This is a genomic window from Nostoc linckia z4, assembly GCF_002608075.1.
Taxonomy (GTDB): domain Bacteria; phylum Cyanobacteriota; class Cyanobacteriia; order Cyanobacteriales; family Nostocaceae; genus Nostoc; species Nostoc linckia.
The window spans coordinates 1-17,517 of sequence record NZ_LAHA01000048.1; the positions used below are offsets into that span (position 1 = coordinate 1).

Sequence of the window (17,517 nt, forward strand, 5' to 3'; positions counted from 1 at the left end):
TTATCTCCCCATCCCCTTATCCCCCCATCCCCCCATCCTCTTTCCATGCCCAATTTTCTATTCGTCAGCATGAGCAAATCGGCGATAGAGGAAGTCTAGGGCGTAGTTCCGCAGGTTGTAGTATTCCGGGTCTTCCATGATGCGGCGACGGTTGCGGGGGCGGGAGAAGGGAATATTCAGGATTTCGCCGATGTGGGCGGCTGGGCCGTTTGTCATCATCACAACTCTGTCGGCGAGGAAAAGGGCTTCATCAATGTCATGGGTAATCATGAGTACGGTGACTTGATGTTCGCGCCAGATTTGCAGGAGTTCTTCTTGTAATTCTTCTTTGGTGATGGCGTCTAGCGCACCAAAGGGTTCATCGAGAATCAAAACTTGGGGACGAATGGAAAGGGCGCGGGCGATGGCTACTCGCTGTTTCATCCCACCAGAAATTTGACTGGGTTTTTTGTCGGCGGCTTCTGTTAGTCCCACCATTGCTAAATGTTCTCTGACAATTGCGCGTTTTTCTGCTTTGGTTTTTTTGGGAAACACGGAATCAACGGCTAGGTAAACGTTGTCAAAAACATTCAGCCAAGGTAATAGACAATAATTTTGGAATACCATCATCCGGTCGGGGCCTGGTTCGGTGATTGGTTTTTCTTGCAGGAGGACGACGCCATCGGTGGGAGTGTTAAAGCCGGAAATCATATTCAGGAGGGTTGATTTGCCGCAGCCAGAATGACCAATTATGCAAACAAATTCGCCCTCTCGCACTTTTAAGTCAACTCCATCGAGTACGGTGTAAGGGCCTTCGGGAGTTGGATAAATTTTGCTTACGCCTTCTATGACTAAAAAATCTTCGGCTTTTTGGGTTTGCTGTTGATTGATTTGAATTTTGCTGCTGGTTCCGTTTACTGTTTGCATGATGAATTTATACCAATCAATTTTTAATTAGAATTTTTTTGAATGTAGACGCGCAGCGGCTTGCCGCAGGCTACCGCAAAGGACGCAAAGGAAGAGATAGGTAATCTTGTGGACGGAAGGGAGTAATGGAGTTCAAATACTCATTAATGGGGTTCAAATACTCATTAATGGGGTTCAAATACTCATTAATGAAGTTCAAAGCCTCATTAATGGAGTTCAAATACTCATTAATGGAGTTCAAATACTCATTAATGGAGTTCAAATACTCATTAATGGAGTTCAAATACTCATTAATGGGGTTCAAATACTCATTAATGGAGTTCAAATACTCATTAATGGAGTTCAAAGCCTCATTAATGACTGACAAATCAAAAAATATCCAGTTATTCTTGTGGGGTGGGCGTCTCGCCCGCCCAGTCCATAGGRMRRACARSATRTYCACCCCACAATATTGGATAATTTATTTCTTTGAGTTTTATTAATGGAGTTTCTTTGTTGCCTTTTGCCCATTGCCTCTTACCTTCCCAATAACTAAATAAATACTTCTTCAACCCGGATTTGCCGTTTAATTTCCAAATTTTTGAGATACTCTATCGGCTCTGATGGGTTAAAAACTTTACCATCAAATAAGTGAATCGGGTCGTCTTCACCGATATCTAGTAAGCCGAGGTCGCGGGCAGCTGCACCAAATATGTCTGTGCGACACACTCTTTCAATTACCTCTACCCAGTTTTTGGGGAAAGGAGTTAAGCCCCAACGTGCTAGCTGAGTAATCATCCACAAAATTTCGGTGCGGTTGGGATAATTGGTTTTATTGACAAAAAACTGGTTGTATGATTTAAATTCTTGTGGTTCTGTACCGTCGCCGCGATCGTAGGGGTCAAGGAAACCAGGACGAACATACACAGGATCGATGTCGAGGTACTGAGAACGGCAGAGTATTTCTAAGATTTCTTCGCGGTTGCGGAGGTCGTCACAGTATTGACAAGCTTCTAATAGTGCTTTGACGAGGGCTAGATAAGTTTCTGGGTACTGCTGCGCCCAATCTTCCCGCACTCCCAAGACTTTTTTCGGTTGTCCTGACCACGTTTCTAAGGCTGTGGCGGCAATAAAGCCTAAATCTTGATGAACAGCGAGGTAGTTCCAAGGTTCTCCGGCGCAGTAACCGTCTATATTTCCGGCTTTGAGTTGAGAAACCATTTCCATTGGTGGAATCACCATGATGCTGACATCGCTATCGGGATCTATACCGCCAGCCGCTAGCCAATAACGCAGCATTAAGTTGACCATTGATGTTGGATGAGCTACACCCAAAGTTAAAATTTGGTCGGGAGCTGCATTAATGGCGGTTTTTAAGTCAACTAAGTTTCTCACGCCTTGGCTATACAATCTTTTGCTTAAGGTGATGGCGTTAGCATTGCGAGAAATATTTAGGGCATTGACTACAGGAATAGGTTTTTTGTCGCCAGCGCCCAAAGTCAAAGCTAAGGGCATTCCCGCCAGCATTTGGGCTGCGTCTAATTTACCGATAGCAATTCCTTGAGCGATTTCTTTCCAGCTAGAGGCACGAGTAAGGGTGATATTATCTAAACCGTATTTGGCTAAAAAGCCTTTTTCTTGAGCAACGATTAAAGGTGCAGCATCAGTTAAGGGCATAAAGCCAATTTGGAGATTGACTTTTTCTAAGCCGTTGCGGGATATATTCGTTGTTGCTTGGCGTTTTTTGAGTTGCTTTTGTTGGTTGAGGAAGTAAATCATTTCATTCCGCAGACTGTAGTAGCTGGGATGTTTGACCACTTCCAGGCGTTGACGCGGGCGGGGGATCGGGACTTCGAGGATTTGCCCGATATGGGCTTCTGGGCCATTGGTGAGCATGACAACGCGATCGCTCAACAATAACGCCTCGTCCACATCATGAGTTACCATCACACAAGTAACGTTGTGTTCATTGCAGATTTTCATCAATTGTTCTTGCAAACTCCCCCGCGTCAACGCATCCAACGCTCCAAAAGGTTCATCCAGCAATAACAACTTCGGACGAGTAGCTAAAGCGCGGGCGATGGCTACCCGTTGTTTCATCCCCCCAGATAACTCACTCGGACGCTTATTCGCCGCTAAACGCAGCCCCACCATATCAATATGTTCTTCGATAATGCTGCGGCGATCGCTTTTAGACTTACCCTTATACACTTCATCCACAGCAAGAGCGACATTTTCCCGCACTGTCAACCAAGGTAGCAAAGAATAATTTTGAAACACCACCATCCTATCTGGACTAGGATCTCTAACTTCTCTCCCCTCCAAAGTCACACCGCCAATACTCGCTCTATCTAAACCCGCAATGATATTCAGCAAAGTAGACTTACCACAACCAGAATGTCCAATTAAAGAAACAAATTCCCCTTGCCGAATTTTCAATTCAATATTTTTCAGAGCAATATATTTGCCCCCATTTGGAAGTTCAAATACACGGTCAACGTGGTCAACTTCAACAAAAGTACTCATAGCAATTTTGGATTTTAGATTTTGGATTTTGGATTGGTTATAGGGCATTGGGCATTGGGCATGGGGCATTGGGCATGGGGCATTGGGAAAGGGGAAGATTAAATTTATTCCTTTTCCCTTTCCCTTTTCCCTTTCCCTTTTCCCTTTAACCTTTTCCCTTTACCCTTTTCCCTTTAACCTTTTCCCTTTAACCTTTTCCCTTTAACCTTTTCCCTTTACCCTTTTCCCTTTAACCTTTTCCCTTTAACCTTTTCCCCTACTCCGGTACAACTTTGCTGGCGATAAAGCCAACTAATCTATCCAACATTAAGCCGACTAAACCAACATAAATAAGTGCGAGAATGATTTCGCTTAAATTAGTTTCTGTGGTGGTATTGTAAGCGTCCCAAATAAATGAACCAATGCCGACACCGCCGACTAACATTTCTGCGGCAACAATGGCTAACCAAGATAAACCAATGCCAATACGTAAGCCTGTGAAGATATAAGGAACGGTGGCAGGAAATACCACTTTTAAGAAATACTTTGCTCCTTTCAAACGCAAAACTCTAGCTACATTTATGTAGTCTTGAGGAATTTGTTGTACGCCTACAGTTGTGTTGATGATAATCGGCCAAATTGACGTAATGAAAATTACAAAAATAGCTGAGGGATTAGCTTGTTGAAATGCTGCTAAGGAAATTGGCAACCATGCCAAAGGTGGTACAGTTCGTAAAACTTGGAAGATTGGGTCTACTGCATTATAAAGTAACTTATTAGCACCGATGACAATTCCCAAAAAAATGCCAACAATTGCCGCTAAAGAAAAGCCTAAACCAACTCTTCCCAAACTACTAAGTATTTGCCAACCCAGACCTTTATCACTTTCACCATTATCAAAAAATGGATGAATAATAAAAGGGTTCCAAGTTTCTGAAAATGTTTCTATGGGCCCAGGTAATTTAAAGTTAGGATTTAAACAAAGCAATTGCCAAATCACTAAAAAAATAGCTAAAGCTAACACTGGCGGCAGAATTTTTTGTGAAACTAATTTATTTAACTGCCTGCGCCGATTTTTTTTGATACTACGATTCCCAAGGATAGCTGCCATTTTTCTTATTTCTCTTGTGCATCAAAATTCAAGTTTGTAGTAAGGACTTTAGTCCCGATAATTTGTTGATGAGCGATAAATCGCTCACTACAAGCTAAACTTTCTTAATTTTTAAATTTTGCAAATATTCTTCTGGTTTTTCTGGGTCAAACTTCACACCATCAAAGAAAGTCTCAATTCCACGGGAACTACTTTGAGGAATTTGAGCATCAGTCACACCAATAGCCTTGGCTGCTTGTTTCCACAAGTCTTCCTTATTTACTTGAGCGACTATTTCCTGAATGTTGATATCTTTGGGTAAGTAACCCCAGCGAATTTCTTCTGTTAAAAACCAAACATCATGACTCTTGTAAGGATAGGAAGCATTATTTTCCCAAAACTTCATGCGATATGGGAAATTTTGCTGAGTACGTCCATCGCCGAAGTCAATATTACCTTTCGACCTTTCTAAAATATCGGAAGCCGCAACATTAAAGTATTTTCTATCAGAACAAATTTTACACATTTCCTCTTTATTTTCCAAGCGATCGCACCATTGTTGAGCTTCCAAAATTGCCATTAACAATGCTTGGGCAGCATTAGGATTTTTATCCACCCAATCTTTTCGCATTGCAAAAGCTTTTTCTGGATGATCTTTCCACAATTCCCCTGTCACTAAAGCTGAATAACCTAATTTTTGGTTAACTAATTGAGCATTCCAAGGCTCTCCTACACAAAAGGAATCGATGGTGTTAACTTTCATATTCGCCACCATTTGTGGTGGTGGTACTGGTTCTAAAACCACATCTTGGTCTGGATTAATGCCACCAGCCGCTAGCCAATAGCGCATCCACAAATCATGAGTACCGCCAGGGAATGTAATGCCAAATTTTAAAGATTTTTTATTTGCTTTAGCTTGGCTAGCAGCTTCTTTTAGCCCTTTACTTTCTAAATTGACATTCATTTCCTTAAATTTATTGGCTACAGAAATAGCCTGACCATTAGTATTTAATCTTGCCAAAATATACATTGGCACTTTATCGTTAATGGTCATCAAATAAGGCATAGGACTGAGGATATGTGCCCCATCAATACCACCGCCAGCTGAGCCAATTTTCAAGTTATCACGGGTAACAGGCCAAGATTTTTGTTTGATAACCTCAACATCCGTCATCCCATACTTAGCAAATAAACCTTTTTCTTTAGCAATAATCAAAGGAGCAGAATCAGTTAAAGCAATAAATCCTAACTTAGCTTTCGTTGTTTCCACCTTCGGTGCATTAGCCACAGTAGAAACATTAGCAGCTGGAGCAGCAGAAGGAGCATCGCTACTTGTTGAACTTGTACTACTATTAGAAGAACAACCGTGAGCCAAAATAGAAGCCGCAGCCGCAGTAGTTGTAGTAAAAATAAATTTTCTTCTCGAAAAATTTGTCATTTGTTATTAGTCCTTAGTCATTAGTCATCAGTCAACAGTCAACAGTCATCAGTCATCACTCATCAATCAACAACCAAAGCTTCTTCCTTAACTTTTGCCCCAAAGTTTTTGATGAGTAAATCTTGCAATATTGGCTGTAAATCTTCACAGGGTATGCCTTTGATAATGCAAGTTCCGAGATGGGCATCTTTACCAACTTTGCCACCCATATATATGTCAACGCCTTCGAGGGTTTTACCATTTTTGCGGGTTTTAGTTCCCATCAAACCGATGTCTGCAACTTGAGGCTGTCCGCAGGAATTAGGACAACCAGTCCAGTGAATTCTCACGGGATGGGTGAAGATTAACTCTTCTTCTAAGGCTTTAATCATCCCCAGGGCGCGGTTTTTGGTTTCGATGAGGGCGAAGTTGCAAAATTGTGCGCCTGTGCAAGATACTAGCGATCGCGTCAATAAACCAGGGTTAATGGAAAATCTTTCTAGCAATGATTCTGTTAAAAATGTTGCTAACCTTGATTCACTAACGTTGGGAATAATGATATTTTGCTCCACTGTCAAGCGGATTTCGCCACTGCCGTAAACTTCTGCCAGCCGTGCAATTTCAAACATATCTTCGGCATATAACCGACCGACAGGAATATGCAAGCCTACGTAATTTAATCCTGGTTGCTTTTGTTTATATACACCAATGTGGTCGCGTTTTTGCCAGTCGATTTCATCTTTTGGCGCTGCGGGTAACAATGATTTACCCAAGCGATTTTCTACTTCTTGGCGAAACTTTTCTAAACCCCATTCATCAATTAGCCACATCAAACGGGATTTTTGCCGATTAGCACGTAAACCGCGATCGCGAAAAACTTCTAAAACAGCTCTACACACAGCTACCACATCTTCTGGAGCCACCCAAGCATTCAAAGGAATCGCCGCTTCACAACGTTTAGCAGAGAAAAAACCACCGACTAAAACGTTAAATCCGAATATTGGGGACGCGGAGAGTGTTGGTGATAAATTCCCCGTGTCCCCGCGTCCCCGTGTCCCCCCGTCTTCCCTAAATGCTGGTACGAAAGCTAAATCATTAATCTCCGCGTGAACTGAATTGTCTCTTCCACCAGTGATGGCAATGTTAAACTTCCGTGGTAGATTGCTAAACTCTGGATTGCCTTCGCCTTTGTTGGTGAGCATATCTTGAATTTGCTGTATCAACTCTCGCGTGTCGTACAACTCATCTGCATCTAACCCCGCCACAGGATCGCCTGTGATATTGCGGACGTTATCCATCCCTGACTGGACGCTGGTTAAGCCAACTGCGTGAAATCTATTAAAAATATCTGGTAAATCAGAAATCCTAATTCCCCGCAATTGAATATTTTGTCTGGTGGTAATATCAGCACTCCCCTCATCTCCGTAACGCTGCACTACTTGGGCTAAAACACGCATCTGAGTGCTGCTGAGAATACCGTTCGGCATCCGCAACCGCATCATAAATTGACCTGGAGTGACTGGGCGAAAAAATACACCCACCCATTTGAGTCGATGATCTCGGTCTGTTTCGTCCATTGCTTCCCAACCCAAGGCGGCAAATTTTTCGATCTCACTCTTAATAGCGAGTCCATCTTTTTGGGCCTTGAATTTCTCGAACTTATTCAAGTTGGCGGTGGTAGTTGCTGTGTCTGTCATGAGGCTGACTCTCGTTGCAAATTACTAATAAGCGTCAAAATTTGTGCTGATTACCCAATACCAATCAACCCGTAGTCCCATTAGGTGTTGTATCTACGAAGATTAGAATTGAAAAACTGAGATATGCAATTACGGCTGATTATTTATACTTGCGAAAATTCCAAAGTGAAACTTAAAATCCGTACTTTGTTGAGGCAAATTTGTTGCCATTGACATTTTGGGAATTTGTCAAGGAGTTTTGGCCGCTGTTTATGTAACAATTTCGATACTCATAAGTTAAGGTCAGATTTCTGTTAAAATCGTATAAATTGTTACGGTTTTTTAGTAAAAATGCAGAAAATGTATGATATATATGCATTTTTTACATCACATTGACTTCTAAGTAATGCAAAGTGCTTATAGCAAAGGTATTTGAGATGACTGAAGGAATTTTCAAATACTATGTAGCAATGGTATTTAAGCGTTGACTGGTGACTGTTGACTGATGACTGTTGACTGATGACTGTTGACAGCCAAAAGAAAAATATTTCACAAATAATTTAGGGCTGGTATAGTTCAATACGTGAGCAAAAATCGCAGATTGAGTTAAGGAACTCCAAAAAATGAATTATTCCGGTTCCCGTCGTTGACTGCTGAGTGTCAACCGTCAACCGTCAACAGTTAACAATCTTCCGTGGAATATTTTTTTACTTGGAAGTCCCTTACAGATATCAGCTGAGACATAAAGATTATTTCAGTAGCTATGAAACGTCGTGATTTTATTAATTGGGTAGGTTTGGGTTTGATAGGGAGTTCTTTGCCTGTGGCGATCGCAGCTTGTTCTTCCCTGAAAAATATAGGATTAGAAGACTGGGTATCGGTAGGGCCATCAGCAGAATTAGATAAAACAGGTCAATTGCTGGCGAAGGAGTCACCTGTTGGGCCTGTGTTGGTATTCGGCACATCTAAATCTGGAAATCTGACGGCTGTCAGCCTTAGCTGTACTCACGCAGGTTGTACCTTGGGATGGAAAGCTGACACCAAAAAATTAGTCTGTCCCTGTCACGGTTCAGAATTTGGGGTTGACGGTAAAGTCCAAAGAGGCCCAGCAAAAGAACCCCTGAAAACCTTTGCCACCAAAATTGAAGGTGATTCGGTTGTAGTTAAACTAGGTTAAATAAATTGGGGCATGGGGCATGTTGACTGTTGACTGTTGACTGTTGACTGGAAAATCAGGATTTATTCTCCTTGTCTCCCTTGTCTCCCTTGTCTCTCATCTCCCCTTCTCCCCATTCTCCCCATCTCCCCATCTCCCCCTCTCCCCTTCTCCCCATTCTCCCCATCTCCCCACTCACTTTTAGAATTGTGAACAACATCAACGAGCTTTTGACACAAGTCGAGACCTCATATAATGCAGCTGATTGGTCATCACTAATTGAATATTTACAACAATTAATTTTAGGGGTGAATTCTCAGCATCCAGAGATAGTTAAAAATCGAGAATATCTGCTCTCATTATGTCTTTCAATGTTAGAGATTGGAGATTTTAAGCAACGCTGGGAAATTACCAAGGTATTAATTAACTTGGGAAATATTGCCATTCCACCACTGATTGAAATATTAAAAGATGAAGACGCAGAGGAAGAATTACGTTGGTATACAGCCCGGACTTTAGGGGAATTTCAGCACCCAGATGCTATTACAGTTTTAGTAGAATTATTGAGAAATGATGCGGATGAAGAACTGAAAAAAATTGCTGCAACAGCACTAGGACAAATGGGTAGTATTGCTATTACTTCCCTCACAGAACTGCTAAAAGATGAAGATACACGACTTTTGGCAGTGCGATCGCTTTGTTGTATTCCCCAAACAGAAACCATTGCACCGTTGTTAAGTGTAGTCCAAGATCCACAACCACTAATTCGCGCTGCTGCAATTGAAGCCCTCGCTAACTTCGACGATGAACGGATACCAGCAATTTTGGTCAATGCTTTGGATGATGTAGCCGCTACAGTTAGACGTGCAGCAGTAGTTGGTTTAGGTTTTCGCCCCGACTTACGCCAAGTATTCGATTTAGTGACGAGACTACAACCAAAGCTTTACGATATTAACCTTGATGTTTGTTGTGCAGCAGTCGTTACCCTTTCTCGTATGGGTTGTGATGAGGCTGCTAAACATTTATTTGATTTGCTAATTTCACCCCAGACACCGATAACGCTGCAATTAGAAACTATCCGCGCTTTAAGTTGGATGAACACACCATCAAGCTTGGAATATTTACAAACAGCATTTTATCAAAGTGCATCAGAAACAATATGGCAAGAAATTGTCACAGTTTTAGGGCGAGTACAAAAGCCCCAGCTAACAACACCAGCCGCAGAAATTTTATTGCAAATACTGGAATCCCAACATCTAGCTACAAAAATCACTAATATCAAAAGTGCCATCGCTTTATCTTTAGGACAGTTAGGCAAAATTCAGGCAATTGAACCATTAATTTCGCTGCTAGCTGACTCTAATGCATCAGTGAGACTACATGCGATCGCTGCACTGAAAAATCTCGATAAACAAGCCGCACATCAACAATTGCAGCAGTTAGCAAATAACGCTGCACTAACACCAGATTTGCAACAAGGAATCGCCATCGCTCTAGCGGAGTGGTAAATTATCCTATGGGGCAAGTGAGAGTCAAGCAAAATTTCTCTTCAAAGGTCTCTCAACAATTCCTAGTTATACAGACTAAAGTATTCCAAAATTAGGGTTGGATTCAGGCCTCATAATCTGCCGTATAACATAATGATAGGACTTACGCAACGCCGATATTGTCATTGCGACCGAAACGGAGTGTAGGGAAGCAATCCCAGCGTCAGGGGGGATTACTTCTCTACGAGACGCTCCGCGTAGCTTGCTTCTCCGTAGGAGTACGCTATCGCTCGTAATGACCGAATTACGTTATTTTTGCGTAAGTCCTGAATGAATTGAAAAGTTTATCTAAAATTTAAGATATTCCAGAAAAAAGTAGTTAAGTCTTTTTTGGTGATATTTGCTGAAAAATGCCGTGGAAAGCTGATAATTAACCAGAAAACTAGTAAATTCTGATTGAGACAAATGTAAATCCGAAAAAAAGACCTGTAACAAACCCTACTAAATTGTGGGGGAAAATCCATTAACTTAATGAAACCGATATAATGTAATGCAGGCTACATAAAAATGCGCTTAGAGCAGTTGCAAGCCTTTCTAGCGATCGCCCAAACCGGCAGCTTTCAACAAGCAGCGCGAACATGTGGTGTCACGCAATCGACCATTAGCCGTCAAATCCAAGCATTAGAAGCGGATTTGGGAATAGAACTGTTTCACAGAACAAGCCATGCCAAGTTAACGCTAGCAGGTGAACGTTTACTACCTCGTGTCCGTAAAATTTGCCAAGAATGGCAAACTGCTACTGAAGAATTAGCCGATTTAATAGCTGGAAAACAGCCAGAACTTTGCATTGCGGCTATTCACTCAGTTTGCGGTTCTTACTTACCACCAGTGTTACAAAAGTTTTGCCATGATTATCCAGATGTGCAATTGCGGGTGACATCATTGGGAAGCGATCGCGCCTTGAAAGTCCTCAAGGATGGATTAGTAGATTTAGCAATTGTGATGAATAATCGCTTTTTAACTACTGGTAGAGAAATGGTAGTAGAAGTACTTTATGATGAACCTATAGAAGTTCTCACCGCAGCTAATCATCCTTTAGCCCAATATGAATTAGTTCCTTGGTCAGAATTAATTCGTTATCCCCAAGTGGTTTTTAAAGATGGTTATGGGATGCAACGTTTAGTACAAGATAGATTTGAGCGAATGGAAGCTACACTCCAAGCAGCTTTAGAGGTAAATACCCTAGATGCCTTTCGGGGAGTGGTGCGCCAAGGGGAACTGATAGCTTTACTACCTCAATCAGCATTAGTAGAAGCACGCCAAGACCCCACCCTAGCCATTCGTTCTCTAGCTAGCAATGGTATTGGTAGTTTACCAGATAATTCTACTTTCACTCGTCGGGTAGTAATGGTTACCACTCAAGACCGTCTGCAAATTCCTCCCATCAAGCACTTTTGGCAACTCGTACTAGAAAATATCCCATTACAAATTAACCAGCAGCGATCGGCTTGTTAAGTCAGTCAACCAAAAAGTTTTTAACGGAACAGCGATCGCTATCAAGCTGGGGGATACGCCATCGCTGCCACCCATCATAAAACCCGGACTACGACTTTGGAACCCACACCGAAACGGAACCAGCACTGCATCGAAAATCAGCCCAGCCTTCATCATTAGTTGTGATGGGTTCGCTGATATGTTCGGTGATGTCAATGTAAGTGCTGTTGGGTTGCCCAACTTCCATCCACTTAGTTCCCTCTCCCCCATTACTCAGAACAACCGCCATCCCACCAGGATTTTCTTCATTTCCTAAGCGTGTCCAGCCGATGGTATTGGCATGATCGAAATAATCATATTGGTCGCCATAGGCATAGGTTTGACGAGCGTACAAAAATTTATCAATGATCCATTGATGACTATCGAGCCAAATCTCATACTCATTGCCATCTGGGCCTTTATCTTTGTAATGAGCGCCATAGTAATCTGCATAGAAGATGCAGGGATAACCCTCACTTCGTAGTAAAATCAATGCATAAGCCAGTGGTTTGAACCAGCCTTCTACTACAGACTCCAACGATTGCAAGGGTTGAGAGTCATGATTATCAACTAAGGTGACAGCTAAAGCAGGTTGCTGTTGCACCAAGGTGTTATCAAATATCTGCCGCATGTCGTAGTCGTTGCCTTGTTTGCTGGCAGCGCTAAAGTTATAGTGCAATGGCGCATCAAACAACAGCACGTCCCCACCAGTGAGGCTAATGAAATGGTGTAGCGCTTCAACTTCATAAGACCAATATTCACCAACGGCAAAGAGATTCCGACCTGCCTTTTGGCGACAGTGATTGAGCCATTCTGGAAAAAAGTTAGCTCTAACGTGTTTAACAGCATCAAAACGAAAGCCATCTATATCAGTGGTTTCTACAAACCACTCACCCCAGTCATTCAATGCCTCGCGCACTTCTGGACTCTCCATATCCAGATCGCACCCCATGAGATAGTCGAAAGCGCCTTTTTCTAGGTCTACGTTGTCGTCAAAATGTTTATCTTTGAACAGATAAACGGCATTTTCACCTTCGTTGTAAACGTTGTAATCAACTGCATCGAAGTGCCACCAGTGCCATTCCATATCGGAGTATTTGCCCTGGCGACCTGGGAAGGTAAAGTGAGTCCAGACTTTAATCTTTTGCATTTCACCAATCGCCTGGCGGCGATCGTCTGGATTATAAGGCGTTGCTTCCACTTCTTCGGGTTCGTCTGCACCTAACTTGTGGTTAAGAACAACATCAGCATAGACTCGAATGCCAGCAGCTTTTGCCGCCTTGATAGCAGCGATATACTCGTCTTTTGTGCCGTACTTTGTGCGAACCGAGCCTTTCTGGTCAAACTCGCCGAGATCGTACATATCGTAGACCCCATAGCCGACATCGTAGCCACCTCCTGTTCCTTTGTAAGCTGGGGGTAACCAAACAGATGTAACACCTGCATCAGCTAACTCTTGGGCTTTCTCTTTAAACTCATTCCAAAGATTCCCATCGGGAGGGATGTACCAATGAAAAAACTGCATCATTACACCATTCAGCTGAGCCATGTGTATCCCTTTGGGAAGATATATTGTCATCATCAAGATTAAAGCTGAATTTATATTTTGTGCTTCTCCCTCAAGAGGTAAAAAAAGTTTCTAAAGAACTATGATTAACTTACATTGTCTCCTTCTGTGGATGACAGTTCTTCTGCTAGGTTTTTCTGGAGTGCTTCCAAGACTGCGATCGGGTCAGCCGGTTCCTGCATCAATTGGGCTTCATAATCATGCCGATTTATCACGTTAGGCAAATCGGTACGGAGTTCTTCTAATAAAGCAATAATCTTGGCAATTTTTTGCTCGGAGAGCAAGTTAAGCTGTAGCATCAATTGTGCCCGCTGTTCGGCAAAGTTTTCTTGGCGAGTTTGTCGCACCAGCACCCCAGTTGAAATCACCAATGCCGCTGCATCTAAGCCTTGACCTGACCAGCTAAAGGAGGGTAGATGAAATGGCAAAAAGCCATCAAAAAAACTGCCAAAAATCCAGATAGCCAGTATGACTAGCAAACTATATAGAAATGTCGATCGCCCAAAGAATGTAGCGATCGCTTCTAGTATCCGTCGGTGGGTGGGAATATCTTGAAGTTCCTGGGTATGAAGTGAAATAATCGCTTCAATATTTTTGGCTATCGGGTCTGGTAATGGAGCCACGATCACTTGATTTCGAGAGGCTTTGAGCTTGAGTTCGTTAGCTGTGTCCTCTGTGTTGTGCTTCATACCCCAACCCCTGAATCTAGATATTATTTGATTATTGCTTATCTTCTGAAAAAATAATTATACAGTATGTACTATATAAGACTTTAAATTACGTAAACTGAATTAGCACAGGCGTAGTCCACCCCAGATATTCCTATTTGGAAAAACTTTTTAGTTTAGTTTTAAGTGTGATTAGTTATTTATCAGAAAGCACAATGGACAAATGACTAATGACTAAGGACTAATCACTAATGACCAATCTATTTAGGGAATTTGTGCAAAAAGTAGGCGGCGGGAACCACACAGGGGAAAATTTAACTCGTGCCCAAGCTGCCACCGCTACTAAAATGATGCTGCTGGGTGAGGCGACACCGGCTCAAATTGGAGCGTTTTTAATTGCTCATCGAATCAAGCGTCCTACGGGGGAAGAGTTAGCGGGAATGTTGGATGCTTATGATGAACTCGGCCCCAAACTGCAACCCATTGTTTGTGAACGGCCGGTGATGGTTTTTGGTGTCCCTTATGATGGCAGAACGCGTACTGCACCAATTAGTCCGGTGATAGCTTTACTACTCGCTGCGGCTGGACAACCAGTAATAATGCACGGTGGCGATCGCCTGCCAACTAAGTATGGTTTACCTTTAATAGATATTTGGCAGGGTTTAGGAGTTGATTGGACTGCCTTACCTTTAACTAAAACCCAGCAAGTTTTTGCACAAACGGGAATCGGCTTTATTTATCTACCCCAGTATTTCCCCTTAACTACAAGTATTTGGGAGTACCGCGCCCAACTTGGTAAACGTCCGCCTTTGGCAACAATGGAGTTAATTTGGTGTCCTTATGCTGGAGATGCTCACGTAATTGCGGGGTTTGTTCATCCGCCCACTGAAGGGATGTTTCAGATAGCCTTAGAACTACGGAAAGTAACAAAGTTTACATTAGTGAAGGGATTAGAAGGTAGTTGTGACTTACCACGCGATCGCACTGCAATCATTGGTTTATCTTCATTGGTAACATCCCAAGAGATAGAACGATTGCACTTAGTACCGCGCGATTATGGTTTTTCCACCAAAAACGTACCCCTTGGAACTACTGAAGAACTGTTAGCGGATATTCGAGAGGTTTTGGCAGGTAAACCAGGGGAATTAATGCAAACCGCTTTATGGAATGGTGGATTTTACCTATGGCGCAGTGGAATTTGTCCAAATATACCAGAGGCTTTAGCTAAGGCAGAAGAATTATTCACCAGTGGTGTGGTAGCAGCTAAACTCCAAGAACTACAAAAATTGAGTGTCAGCTGGGGCCATATCCTTTAAGGTGTGAGGGAATTCTCCAAAATAGATTTTTGTTGTAACCAATCTTGACCGACTTGGATGCTGATATCCGAGCCAAGGTTACCAGTACTTTCCACACGCACTTCTCCAAATCCCAAAGTGTTGCGAATTGATTCGGCACTGTCACCATCTCCTTGTTGGGCGACGATGTGAGTTACCTCAAGAGGTTCACCCCATGCCTTGGCTATGTAAATATTGCGATAACCAGATTTTTCCAAAGCTCGAATTAATGGTTGGAGATTGGAGCGATCGCCACCTGTACTATCTTGAATTGCTACACGTAAAGAACGTGGATCGGCCATCTGCCGTTGCTGTTGTTCCTCTGACTCCAGACCAAAGTGCTGAGTCATGAGTTTAGCAATACCCCTTTTGCTGGGTAACCAATAGCTAGCCTCAAACTCATTCTTTTCGCTAAAGCGACCTGGTAGCATGAGCATTTGCATGTTGGAGCGATTTGTCCGCACTCCAAAACCCAATAGTGCCACTAATTCCTCAACTGTCAAGTTAGTGTCAATGTGTTCTTTAACGACATCAAGAACCTTAGGCAATTGAGCCACAGTGGCCGGGTTGAGAGTCTGATCCATCAAAGCACGCATTACCATTTGTTGGCGCTGAATCCGACCAATATCTCCGAGTTCGTCATGACGAAAACGTAGCAATTGTAGTGCTTGATCGCCGTTGAGATGCTGCTTACCTGCTTTCAAATTGATGTACAAGTGCTGGGAATCATCTTGATACTTCATATCTTTGGGGACATAAACTGTTACACCACCCAAAGCATCAATTAGTTTGCCAACTCCCAAAACGTTAATTCTGACATAGCGATCGATGCCGACGCCACCCAAGAGATTGCTGATGGTTTTAGCTGTCAAAGCTGGCCCGCCATCGACATTGGCAGCATTAATTTTTTTGACTCCATAACCCTCTACTTCTGTGCGTGTATCTCTGGGAATGGAGAGCATAATTATTTTTTTCGTCTCTGGATCGAATTTGACCAAGAGCATCACATCAGAAAGACCATCAAAGGAGTTGACTTGGGGTAGGTACTTGAGATTTTTAGTTTCTTCAGGAGGGTTTTGGATATCTGGCGGTAATACGCTCATACCCATAACTAACAGATTAACCGGGCGAGTTAATTCAGAAAATCGCAACACGCCTCCAGAAATGCGATCGCTATCAAACACCGCTTCATCCTGTGGGCTGAGTTGGGCTTGCTGCAAAGGCGTACTAGTCAAAGAAACTGCCAACAACGCCCCCGCTGTTGCTGACACCATTGCAATCCCACTCATACCCACCCAAAACCACAGCCAACGTCCGGATTTCGAGTTGTGGGGAATTTTTTTCACGGACTTTGAGGCTTTTCCCGATTGGTTTTCTTCTGCCGAACTTCTTTGAATGGTCACAGACTTCCTCACACTTACTCACTAATCAAATTCGGTAAATTTGCAGACTAAAATACGAAAGACAAATCAACCCATAATACCTAACTCTTAATTATTAGTGTTCACTTTTTTAATGCAGTGTCAACCACAACACTTATAGCAGTATTTTTCCTTCTTTTGGGTAAATCTGGAGATGTTTTACTGAAGTATGGCAATAATAAACTGGATTTGACTAGATAGTATGAAGAAATCAATCGTAATTTTTTTAATCTCAGTAGAATTACCGTTAATTTTCACTTCCAAAAATTAAGATAAGTACTTGCCAACCACCCGTTCTGCTAAACTACTAAATCCTGGTAAACGCCCAGATTTGCCTTGTATGAGACGGAAAATCAACCAGATACTCACTACAAAATAACCTGATGTCAGAAAACTATTGAGGATAAATAAACGTAGTGTAAAAAAATCTGAAGTTGCTGCTCCGGTAGTCAATAATGAATATCCCAACAGCCAAGTAAGTGCCAAAGTAATAGACAGACGACTAATAGCGAGTTGTTCCCGACCACCTTGGCGGCGATAGAGAGTCCACAAAGATGGAAAAAAACCGATAATCGGAATTAAATATAAAATTAGCTGTATTTTGGGTATGGGGTATGGGTCATTGGGCATTGGGAGTGTTGACTGTTGACTGTTGACTGTTGACTGGGGAGTTATTATTCCCCTTGTCCCCTTGTCTCCTTGTCCCCCTTGTCTCCTTGTGCCATTCTCCCCATCTCCCCTAATCTCCCCATCTTCCCATCTCCCCATCTCCCTCATC

The 17,517-nt window shown here is 42.6% G+C and carries 13 protein-coding genes; 4 read left to right on the forward strand and 9 right to left on the reverse strand.

Annotation, left to right across the window (positions count from 1 at the left end; genetic code table 11):
* Positions 1 to 57 precede the first annotated feature (57 nt).
* The 5 genes from VF06_RS28190 to VF06_RS28215 form a co-directional block, all read right to left on the reverse strand.
* A complete protein-coding gene (locus tag VF06_RS28190; RefSeq protein ID WP_099071682.1) occupies positions 58 to 906 on the reverse strand; it encodes a nitrate ABC transporter ATP-binding protein in 849 nt (282 codons plus the stop codon).
* Positions 907 to 1,437: 531 nt separating this feature from the next.
* Positions 1,438 to 3,411, reverse strand: coding sequence for an ABC transporter ATP-binding/substrate-binding protein (locus tag VF06_RS28200; protein WP_099071685.1), 1,974 nt, complete (start codon positions 3,409 to 3,411; stop codon positions 1,438 to 1,440).
* Positions 3,412 to 3,667: 256 nt separating this feature from the next.
* Positions 3,668 to 4,501 carry a nitrate ABC transporter permease gene (gene ntrB, locus VF06_RS28205; protein ID WP_099071681.1) on the reverse strand — a complete coding sequence of 278 codons (834 nt, stop codon included), beginning with the start codon at positions 4,499 to 4,501 and terminating at the stop codon, positions 3,668 to 3,670.
* A gap of 94 nt (positions 4,502 to 4,595) precedes the next feature.
* Positions 4,596 to 5,918 (reverse strand): CmpA/NrtA family ABC transporter substrate-binding protein, encoded by a 1,323-nt coding sequence (locus VF06_RS28210; protein WP_099071680.1) that lies wholly within the window; start codon positions 5,916 to 5,918, stop codon positions 4,596 to 4,598.
* 62 nt (positions 5,919 to 5,980) lie between these two features.
* Positions 5,981 to 7,594 (reverse strand): ferredoxin--nitrite reductase, encoded by a 1,614-nt coding sequence (locus VF06_RS28215; protein ID WP_099071679.1) that lies wholly within the window; start codon positions 7,592 to 7,594, stop codon positions 5,981 to 5,983.
* 742 nt (positions 7,595 to 8,336) lie between these two features.
* On the opposite strand from VF06_RS28215, the gene VF06_RS28220 reads away from it, so the two are divergent.
* The 3 genes from VF06_RS28220 to VF06_RS28230 all read left to right on the forward strand — a co-directional run bounded on the left by VF06_RS28220 (position 8,337) and on the right by VF06_RS28230 (position 11,731).
* Positions 8,337 to 8,750, forward strand: a complete 414-nt coding sequence (locus tag VF06_RS28220; protein ID WP_099071678.1) for a QcrA and Rieske domain-containing protein — start codon at positions 8,337 to 8,339, stop codon at positions 8,748 to 8,750.
* 185 nt (positions 8,751 to 8,935) lie between these two features.
* Positions 8,936 to 10,237 carry a HEAT repeat domain-containing protein gene (locus VF06_RS28225; RefSeq protein WP_099071684.1) on the forward strand — a complete coding sequence of 434 codons (1,302 nt, stop codon included), beginning with the start codon at positions 8,936 to 8,938 and terminating at the stop codon, positions 10,235 to 10,237.
* Between the two features lie 546 nt (positions 10,238 to 10,783).
* Entirely contained in the window at positions 10,784 to 11,731 is a 948-nt protein-coding gene (locus VF06_RS28230) for a LysR family transcriptional regulator (RefSeq protein ID WP_099071677.1), read from the forward strand.
* 88 nt (positions 11,732 to 11,819) lie between these two features.
* On the opposite strand, the gene VF06_RS28235 is transcribed toward VF06_RS28230, so the two are convergent.
* Both VF06_RS28235 and VF06_RS28240 read right to left on the reverse strand, forming a co-directional pair.
* The gene (locus VF06_RS28235) at positions 11,820 to 13,298 is read right to left on the reverse strand and encodes an alpha-amylase (RefSeq protein ID WP_099071676.1); all 1,479 of its coding nucleotides are present in this window, start codon (positions 13,296 to 13,298) and stop codon (positions 11,820 to 11,822) included.
* 104 nt (positions 13,299 to 13,402) lie between these two features.
* Positions 13,403 to 14,005 carry a DUF1003 domain-containing protein gene (locus VF06_RS28240; RefSeq protein ID WP_099071675.1) on the reverse strand — a complete coding sequence of 201 codons (603 nt, stop codon included), beginning with the start codon at positions 14,003 to 14,005 and terminating at the stop codon, positions 13,403 to 13,405.
* Between the two features lie 230 nt (positions 14,006 to 14,235).
* Between VF06_RS28240 and VF06_RS28245 the strand changes: the two genes are divergently transcribed.
* A complete protein-coding gene (locus VF06_RS28245) occupies positions 14,236 to 15,300 on the forward strand; it encodes an anthranilate phosphoribosyltransferase family protein (protein ID WP_099071674.1) in 1,065 nt (354 codons plus the stop codon).
* On the opposite strand, the gene VF06_RS28250 is transcribed toward VF06_RS28245, so the two are convergent.
* On the reverse strand, positions 15,297 to 16,721 hold the full coding sequence (locus VF06_RS28250) for an LCP family protein (protein WP_099071673.1): 1,425 nt from the start codon (positions 16,719 to 16,721) through the stop codon (positions 15,297 to 15,299). The genes VF06_RS28245 and VF06_RS28250 overlap by 4 nt on opposite strands.
* A gap of 285 nt (positions 16,722 to 17,006) precedes the next feature.
* On the reverse strand, positions 17,007 to 17,369 hold the full coding sequence (locus VF06_RS28255; RefSeq protein WP_099071683.1) for a hypothetical protein: 363 nt from the start codon (positions 17,367 to 17,369) through the stop codon (positions 17,007 to 17,009).
* Between the last annotated feature and the right edge of the window lie 148 nt (positions 17,370 to 17,517).